This window comes from Salinibaculum salinum, from assembly GCF_037645885.1.
GTDB lineage: Archaea > Halobacteriota > Halobacteria > Halobacteriales > Haloarculaceae > Salinibaculum > Salinibaculum salinum.
Genome location: NZ_JBBENW010000029.1, coordinates 18,762 through 27,005, shown reverse-complemented (window position 1 = coordinate 27,005; position 8,244 = coordinate 18,762). Strand labels below are relative to the sequence as shown.

The 8,244-nt window shown below is 58.6% G+C and carries 7 protein-coding genes; 4 read left to right on the top strand and 3 right to left on the bottom strand.

The features are described 5' to 3' along the window. Positions 1-291: 291 nt before the first annotated feature. Both WDJ60_RS18005 and WDJ60_RS18000 read right to left on the bottom strand, forming a co-directional pair. Positions 292-744 (bottom strand): CBS domain-containing protein, encoded by a 453-nt coding sequence (locus WDJ60_RS18005; RefSeq protein WP_340102114.1) that lies wholly within the window; start codon positions 742-744, stop codon positions 292-294. A 238-nt stretch (positions 745-982) separates the two neighbouring features. Continuing rightward, positions 983-1,276: an ATP-binding protein gene (locus WDJ60_RS18000; RefSeq protein ID WP_340102113.1), complete on the bottom strand. Its 294-nt coding sequence runs from the start codon at positions 1,274-1,276 to the stop codon at positions 983-985. Between the two features lie 120 nt (positions 1,277-1,396). Between WDJ60_RS18000 and WDJ60_RS17995 the strand changes: the two genes are divergently transcribed. Beyond that, positions 1,397-1,771, top strand: a complete 375-nt coding sequence (locus tag WDJ60_RS17995; RefSeq protein WP_340102112.1) for a hypothetical protein — start codon at positions 1,397-1,399, stop codon at positions 1,769-1,771. A 305-nt stretch (positions 1,772-2,076) separates the two neighbouring features. On the opposite strand, the gene WDJ60_RS17990 is transcribed toward WDJ60_RS17995, so the two are convergent. Further along, positions 2,077-4,638: an efflux RND transporter permease subunit gene (locus WDJ60_RS17990; protein WP_340102111.1), complete on the bottom strand. Its 2,562-nt coding sequence runs from the start codon at positions 4,636-4,638 to the stop codon at positions 2,077-2,079. A 221-nt stretch (positions 4,639-4,859) separates the two neighbouring features. Between WDJ60_RS17990 and WDJ60_RS17985 the strand changes: the two genes are divergently transcribed. From WDJ60_RS17985 to WDJ60_RS17975, 3 genes are all read left to right on the top strand, one after another. Then, positions 4,860-5,621, top strand: a complete 762-nt coding sequence (locus tag WDJ60_RS17985) for a TrmB family transcriptional regulator (RefSeq protein WP_340102110.1) — start codon at positions 4,860-4,862, stop codon at positions 5,619-5,621. 636 nt (positions 5,622-6,257) lie between these two features. Continuing rightward, positions 6,258-6,416 (top strand): hypothetical protein, encoded by a 159-nt coding sequence (locus tag WDJ60_RS17980; RefSeq protein WP_340102108.1) that lies wholly within the window; start codon positions 6,258-6,260, stop codon positions 6,414-6,416. An 829-nt stretch (positions 6,417-7,245) separates the two neighbouring features. After that, positions 7,246-7,965: an SDR family NAD(P)-dependent oxidoreductase gene (locus WDJ60_RS17975; RefSeq protein ID WP_340102106.1), complete on the top strand. Its 720-nt coding sequence runs from the start codon at positions 7,246-7,248 to the stop codon at positions 7,963-7,965. Positions 7,966-8,244 lie beyond the last annotated feature (279 nt).

The window sequence follows — 8,244 nt, the reverse complement described above, 5'->3', positions numbered from 1 at the left end:
ACATTGCGCAGATGACAACGACTCAAACTCGTCGAACACGTGCGTGCACGACAAGAAGTCCGTAATCGGCATCATCCGTGTTCGCTACCGCCTACGTCACGCTCCTACTTCAACGTTCAAAGCTGAGTAACACCTAATACACAGGCCTACTGAGCGAGAGGCTGTATGTCTGGTTTACTCACTGTGTGTTAGAGGCAACAAGATTTAGAGCACGTAATGGGTTTGAGAGTACACTCACATGAGTGTCTCGCCGACTTACCTTAGAGGGGGGGTTATACCACTCCGTCTGTTTCACTCACGCCGAGAGCTGAGCCCCCGGAGTTCGGCTTCACTGAGTCCCGCTGGTTGTTCCATAGCGTGGATCTCTTTCACGATGTCGTTGTATTCCCGGGTGATGTCAACCATTGTCAGGATACCGACTAAATCGATCCCGTCTTGGACGGGGAGTTTTTTGATGTTCTCGGTCCTCATCGTTCGCATCGCTGCTCGAAGCGATTTGTCGGGTGCAATGGTTACCAGTGGCTGACTCATCGCTAGTTCAAGCGGGATATCGCCGAAGCAGCTTTCAGTACCGTAGCCAACTTTGAGGATGTCTGTTTCAGTGACGATCCCGGTCGGATTGCCGTTGTTCACCACGACTACACTCCCAACATGATTGCGGAGCATTTGTTCTACCGCTCCCCGAACCGTCTCTTCGATATCAGATGTGACGATGTCCGTCTGCATCAGATCCTCAACGAGCATACGTATATGATACTCGCGTATTCATAATAATCTTAATAGAAAGATTGCCACATCTGAGCCTGCCGACTACACCTTCTGTATCGACCGCTCACTAAATTCACTGAACAGAACACTATGCCGAGGTGGCGGATTTCACTCCTGTGTCGGGAAACTCATCCTCAAAAGCTCTCGGACACTTTCGGGGGCTACATTGGGACAAAGACGTGAATCGTGGTCCCGTCGGAATCGACGTCAGCCGTCACAGTTCCTCCACAGTAGTCGCGATCCATGTCACCATCCAAAGGCCGAGCCCGCTACTGTGGCTGAGTTGCGTTTCTTCATCCTCAGTCAGGATGCGCTGTTCCTGAGAGGCCAGCCCTGGTCCGTTATCTTCCACCGAGAACCGAATCTCGCTGTCGCCACTGGCTATCACAACGACGCGCCCCCTCGGGTCGGAACTCTTGGTATGCTTGACGGCGTTCGTGATCAACTCGTTCAGAATCGTCAGAATCTCGCGGTTGACCTCATACCCGTCGAGACCCCCCGTCGACATCGAGTATCGTAGTCGCCTCAATGTCATCCAGCATTTCGCAGATGGACGCTATAGTAGCCACTGAATATCATTACTATGTGGTTACCAATTACTTATATATCTATTTGAGGAGCTCTAATTATGGGAACCTCGAAAACCGGTGACGGCTGGACAGTTGAAGTCGATAGCGACGTGATGGTCTGGGAGTTTCTTCCGGGCATGGAACTGGCGGCGTTCCGCGAAGATGCGTATCCAATATTCGAAGAGTTGCTTGAGACGCATGACATCGATGGGATGGTGACGGTCGGCAAGCTTGACGATCCGTTCACCGGCGACGTGTTCGAAGTATGGGAAGAGACCGGTCAACGGCTCAACCAGTCGAATGTCGATCGCTGGGCGGTCGTCGCTGACGGCATCAAGGCAATCAGCCTCCGTGGCAAAGTTGATGTCGGCGATCTCGATACGCTCGCTACCGAGGACCGAACCGAAGCCATCGACTGGGCAAAATCACTCTAATACGATCAATCCTGTACCGCAGATCCCATGAGCAACAATCAAAAAAAAAAGGACGACGGTCAGTCTGCTTCGGCGTCTCAAGGCGACAAGCAGGAGAGTGAGGACAAGCGAGCCAGTCTGGACAACAACGGCTGGCACACCAAGGGCTGCGATGGCCTCGTAGACAGGAGAAACGGTCCACACGAAGGCTGGTACACTGGCGGATACTCGATGACAAGAACCAGTAGGTTCATCTATACTATCGCCGAGAATTCCCCGAACGGCGGACATTCGAAGCCAGACGCTGACTGTCCAATGACGGAAAGCTAGTCTCGCAGCTCCCACCGCACGAGCGCCCGCTCCCGGAGGACGAGCAGTCCGGGGAGCATGACCACGACAGCGAGGAAGGCGAACAGAATTGCCATGCCAGTGACGATGCCAAAGCGCTGGAGCGGGGGCGAGAGCGCAAAGGCGAGAACGCCGAAGGCGGCAGCGGTCGTGGCGGCGCTGGCAAGCAAGGTTCCGCCCGTGCCGGTAATCATCCGCCGGACCGCTGTCGTGAGCTGGTCGCGTTTCTCGCGCTCGTCAACGAAGCGCTCGCCGGCGTGGATGCTGTAATCAACACCCAGCCCGATGGCGAGGCTGGTTATGACGGCCGTTTCGCTGTTGAAGGCGATACCGAGCAGCGACATCGCGCCCAGTAGCCACGCCAGCGAGACCACGACCGGGAGGAGGATCACCGCGCCCAGCGATAGCGACCGGTAGCGCGCCCAGAACAGTCCCGTCAGGAACAGGAGGATTACGACGAGCGTCACCGCGAATGCCTCGACCAGCGTCTCCAGCAGCGCGTCCTGAATGACGGCGGTCGTGACCGTACCACCCGTCGCAACCGCGCTGATACCGGCACCGTCGGCTTCGATCCGGTCGGCGTACGCGCGGGTGTCGGCTGCGATAGTCTGTGCCGATTCGCTACTCCGGACCGAGATGAGCAAGCGCGTCGAGGTGACGGTGCCGTTGTCGGCGCGACTGAGCACCTGGCTAGCGGCCTGCTGGTCAGTAGCGAACAGCGCGCTGTATATTGCCGAGACGTTCGAATCGGGGAGGCCGTCGCCGTCCGAATCGTTGCCCGCGACCAGCGCGGCGAAGGTCTCGTTGTCGGCCGCAACGTCCCGAATCGCGGTGTGTGGCCCGTCGACCGCCGCTCGTCCGTCGGGGCGGAGCTGGACGGAACTGTCCGATTCGACGCCCGCTCCCGCGTCATCGAGTGCCTGCAGGACTGCGGGATCGGAAACGGTGCCGCGTATCAGTATTTGCGACTGACCACCGTCTCCCCGAAGCTGGAAGTTGTTGCTGAGATAGTCGAAATCCTCGGCGATAGTGTAGGTGTCCGGAGCCAGCCCACCCGGCAGGTATTCAGTCCAGTCGGGGGCATCTTGCGGGAGGAAGTCGGCCTGGTTGAACTCCGTATCGATGCCCGTCGCGCCGTAGGCACCCGCCGAGGCCAGGAGCAGCGCGACGACGACGATAGCGACCGGCGTGCGGGTCGTGAGCCCGGCCAACCGTTCGAGCACCGCGTTTGCCCGCCCGCTATCGACACCGAAGGCGGATTTCCGTCGGCTCCGGCCGAGTCGGTTCTCGACGAACCCGTCGACCTCGATTTTCAGCGCCGGGAGGAAGACGCCGAAGGCGACGAACGTGGCGAGGATGCCACCGGCACTGAGAACCGCGAAGTCCTGAATCGCCGGGAGCGGACTGACGACATTCGAGAGAAAGCCGACGGCCGTCGAGACAGTCGCGGCGACGAGCGCCAGCACGACGCTCCCGAGTCCAACCGTCATCGCGGTGCGGATAGAACGCTCCCGCGTCTCCTCACCGTCCCCGTCGAGTGTTCCCTCACGGGCCTCACGATATCGCATCACGACGTGGAGCGCGTAGTCGATACTCAGGCCGATGAGCAGGAAGGGCACGGCGATGAGGATGACGTTCATCGGGATAGCGAGCCACCCCATGAGACCGGCGAGCCACGCCAGTACGACGCCGATACCCACGAATGCGAGCAGGATATCGAGCAAGTCTCGATACGTGATGCCGAGAACGAGTACGATGAGGACGAGCGCGAAGGGCGTGATGATGGCGAAACTGTCGCCGGTCGCCCGTGAGGAGGCGTCGTCCTGAATCCCCTGGCCGAACACGAACGCGTCGTCGAACCGGTCCTGTGCCAGCCGATCGATGACCACCTGTGCGTCGTATGCGGCCTGTGGATTCTCGTCTTCCCCGCTGTTGTCGGCCTGTGCGACGAGGGTCAACCGTGCCGAGGCTGTCGTCGACCCCGGCTCGTAGCTTCGGGGGAGGAACTTGTAGGGGTCCTGCTGGCCCAGCGCGTTGCTCTCGGGGTCGAGAACCTCGGCGAGTAGCTGTTCGACCGCCTCATCGTCACGTGATTCGAGCGCGTCAATCTGTGTGGAAAGCGACGGCTGACCAGTCGGTGGCTGTCGTGTGTCCTCGGCAACGGCTGCCGTCGCAACGATGTTCTCGATGCCGATGAATCCCGGCGCTGCCAGCGTCGCGTTCAGCGTCCCGTTTTCGCGTATCTCCTGCTGGAGATACAGACCCTCGAGCAGTGAATCCCGGGTCAGCACGTCGCCGCCATCGTTGCGGACGACGAGCTGGGCAGCGACGCCCTCGTCACCGCCGTAGTTTTCCCGCACGAAATCCTGTGCGTCGGTCTCCTCGGACTCAACGCCGAAGCCGCCGATATCCTGCTCGCCCGCGCCCCCGAACGCCGTTCCCGCCGCGACGACTGCAGTGAGTGCCAGCACGGCGACGATGACGAGTTTGCTGTGTGTCGCAATCTGTTCTGCGTACCAGCGCGAACGCTTACCGGCCATACTCAGCATCCACCCCTCTCACGTGGTGGCATTCGCCCAGCGAGGCACCGCTTTCCAGACTCGATTCCATACACTTGTGATCCCTTGTTGTCAATCTCTCCTCCCGCGGAGTTATTAAGTGTTTGTAGATATCTACTATATTTACTTCTATCCTCGACAGCCGGCATCATGGAACCGGAGAGCAATAATGAAATCAAGTCACAAGCGACGACAGAGGGACAATGAGTGAGCGTAAGGCGGTCGAAGCGTTGCGAACGCTGGGGCTATCCAACTACGAGGCGCAGGTGTTCGTCGCCCTCCAGCAACTCGGCAGCGGAACCGCCCAGGAGGTGAGCGAACTCTCGGAGGTGCCCCGGTCACAGGTGTACGGTGCGGCCGACAAGCTGGCAGATCGGGGTCTCGTCGAAATAGTCCAGTCGTCACCGAAGGCGTACCGGCCGGTCGAGCTATCGACGGCGCGTGCGCTCCTGACCGAACGCCTCGAGCGGGAGACTTCACGGGCGTTCGACCGCCTCGAATCGATACGTGCGACCGAGACCGACCGCGCGGGCGGACAGGACGTCTCGACGCTCCGCGGTCGCCAGCCGATCGACGACCGGATTACGGCGCTGGTGCGGTCGGCGGACCATACTGTCGTCTTCGTCTCCCCGACCGTGGGGGCGACGACCGCGGCCATCGCGGACGCGCTCCGTGCCGTAGGGACCGATGGTGCTGACGTGACTGTCGTGACCGCCGACCGGTCACTTGATGACACCTTTGCCGACGATCCGGTAACTGTCTTCGTCATGTCCGAAGACAACCCCGCGGACTTTGCCGGACGGGCGCTGATGGTCGACGACGGTACCGTGTTGCTCGCCGCCAAAACCGATGACGCGCCCGTCGAGGAAGAAGCGCTCTGGACCGGCGACTCCAGCATCGGCCGCATCCTGGCGGCGTTTATGCGCTCCGGCATGGAATCCGGACGTGACCGACACGAAGGGTGACCACCCCGAACGATTAACGGCGTTCAGGACATCCACTCAGGTATCGCCACTGAAGAAGAGACAGGTCTGCTTCTCCGCTCGACGAAGTGATGGAGGACATCCGTCGGGAGTTCGTTTGGCGTGTTGCAGCAACTGACCGAGAATCGAAGGAAGAGAAAGAGCTTCACAACTTGGAAAGGCCATCAAGAAGGAATTCGATCTGAACCACTCTATTGCTGATACTGTTGGACGTAACTTCGTAAAGATATTCGCCACCCCGGGGTGGCGAAATTCTTGAAAGGCTTACGTCCGACAGTATGAGACGATGGCAAAAGAGTATCAGCATTAGCGAGATCGTCCAGGCCGACAGGGGCGAACTCATGTCCGTCGAAGGAGTCGGTGAACGACGAGCTACAGAGATTCTCCATCGCCACAGCGAAGCACTGGAAAAGCGTATCAGTGGGACCAGCAAGCAGCGGACTATCGCTGCTGTTAAGAACGATAATGGTGTGTTGCGGCTACCGAAGCGATCGAGGGAGAGTAAGGTAGTAGTCCCGCAGAGACATGTATGCTGAGCCTCTTGCACAATATACCAGGATCTGGTTTCAAAGCATCGGCGAGCAGGACCATCACCAGCGGGAACGTCGGCAGGAGGTGATGCACCCGGAAATCGTGCCAGATCGCAAGGAACGCGAGGAAAGCAAGGAGAGTGCCAATGACGAGCACTCGGGCGTCGAATCCTGGCGCCGGATCACGTACGTCCTCTGTGGGTGCGAGCCATCCCAAGGAGACGAGTCACTCGGGCAGTCACGCTAGACATGAATCGCTCGGTTACGATCCGAACGGGCGGGTGCCAGTAGGCGTCGCTGCGCCGTCCACACTCGCGTTTGTTTCCCCAGTGGTTCCAGGAACGAACCGAAAAGTCAGAGTCGAGTGAAAAAGCTGGTTTGTCTCTCCCCCCGGAGATTGGACATGTGCCGTTCCAGCAACCCGGCACAGAGAGGAACACGCACCAGTGTATAAAATGCGTACCGGCTGTTTAACTGCATAAGATGGTCCTAATACCTATTTTCAGGTATTTTCTCCAGGAGAAATACAGGGTCGATAGCCAGATGGGTGGGGGGAGAGGGTCTGTGTGAGTAACAGGGGTCGAATTCCCATCCGGTCTCTCGACTGCTCTGCGATCGTCAAACCTGGCCGCAACCATGCGGCAAGTAGCCTTTCAGTAGCAGATTATAAAATAGTTTTTAACATCATATTACTTATTATAAATGTTGGGTAGGTCATCCGGTGTTCAGATTCCGTCAGTCGCCGCTCGGCTTCTAGATTTCCCGTGGTCGCTGCAACTACCATACGGTGCGGTCCGAAATACACCCATCGGTGGCCGGCATATGAGATGTGACTCCGCGTCGTGTAGAATCGGGCCTGTGTCATCAGTACAGGCCCTAAAGTGGTGGTTATTATGGACTATCCTCAGTCCCAAACCACCCGAACGGGCCGTAAGGCCCGGACTAAAGAGGAAGGTGCTCTCGCGTATAAACCTCCGCATCTACGCGGAGAGATGCCAATAGCTGAGACTGGTCGGAAATATATGTAACCATTCTACCGGCACCACGGTTTTACAGCCAGCGGCCGACGGTCCAGTATGACACGCACTGCCGTCGTGGCTGGTGTCGGACCTGGACTCGGCGAATCGTTAGCACGAAAATTCGCCACCGAGGGCTGTCAAGTCGCGCTGTTTGCGCGGTCTGAAGACTACATCGAGGAGTTGGCCGACGACCTCCCAGAACCCGGTGAGGGACTTGCAGTCCAGACTGACCTCACGGATGTCGATCAAATCCATGAGGCGTTCGCGGAAGTTAGAGACGTGTTTGGGTCAGTCGACGTACTCGTCAACCACGCTAGCGCTGCCTCCTGGTCAGGGCTACTCAACACCGATGTCGAGGAGTTTGAGCGAGCGTGGGCAGTCAACGGCCGGGGCGCGTTCGTCTGTTCGCAAGAGGCGGTCGACGACATGCGTGAGACCGGCAGCGGCACTGTCATCTTCACCGGCGCAACCTCATCAGTTCGAAGTCTCGGTGGAACTATCGGGTTCACGGCCGCAAAGTTCGCAGCTCGTGGGATGGCGATGGATATGGCCCAGGAGTTCGGTCCCGAGGGTGTTCACGTCGCACACGTCGTTATCGACGGACAGATAGACGGTCCGAACGCCCGGGAGATGGCGCCCGACCGGGCGGACGAGACATTCCTCGACCCCGAGGAGTTGGCTGAAACCTACTGGCATCTCGTAGAGCAGGACGACGCGAGCACGCAACCGTTCGAGATCCACGTCACGAACGGCCCGCAAAACTCTGAATTTATCTGACCGTCCGAACGGAATCGGCGAAGGAAACGTCTAATGCCCCGACATCACTGTCCGTCTCAATCCGCACCGTGTCGGGGCGTGTGTCCACATTCCTGACACCGAAGTGATGGTCCTTCTCGCCGGAGTGGTCCCGCACAACCCGGACACAGGAAATCCGTTCCGGGTGTTGGCTCTGTGTAGTCGTCCGACTGTCGATAGGCTCTCGGAGACATTACACCTACGTGGATACGATAATAGTTAAATTTGTATACGTCAAATGACGAAATTCTGGGGCAGAGA

What these genes read in the sequence shown, in the direction of transcription:
- WDJ60_RS17985 (WP_340102110.1), top strand. Translation starts at nt 4,860, where the DNA reads ATGAGTGAGCGTAAGGCGGTCGAAGCGTTGCGAACGCTGGGGCTATCC.
- WDJ60_RS17975 (WP_340102106.1), top strand. Translation starts at nt 7,246, where the DNA reads ATGACACGCACTGCCGTCGTGGCTGGTGTCGGACCTGGACTCGGCGAA.
- WDJ60_RS18000 (WP_340102113.1), bottom strand. Translation starts at nt 1,276, where the DNA reads ATGTCGACGGGGGGTCTCGACGGGTATGAGGTCAACCGCGAGATTCTG.
- WDJ60_RS18005 (WP_340102114.1), bottom strand. Translation starts at nt 744, where the DNA reads ATGCTCGTTGAGGATCTGATGCAGACGGACATCGTCACATCTGATATC.
- WDJ60_RS17995 (WP_340102112.1), top strand. Translation starts at nt 1,397, where the DNA reads ATGGGAACCTCGAAAACCGGTGACGGCTGGACAGTTGAAGTCGATAGC.
- WDJ60_RS17980 (WP_340102108.1), top strand. Translation starts at nt 6,258, where the DNA reads ATGCACCCGGAAATCGTGCCAGATCGCAAGGAACGCGAGGAAAGCAAG.
- WDJ60_RS17990 (WP_340102111.1), bottom strand. Translation starts at nt 4,638, where the DNA reads ATGGCCGGTAAGCGTTCGCGCTGGTACGCAGAACAGATTGCGACACAC.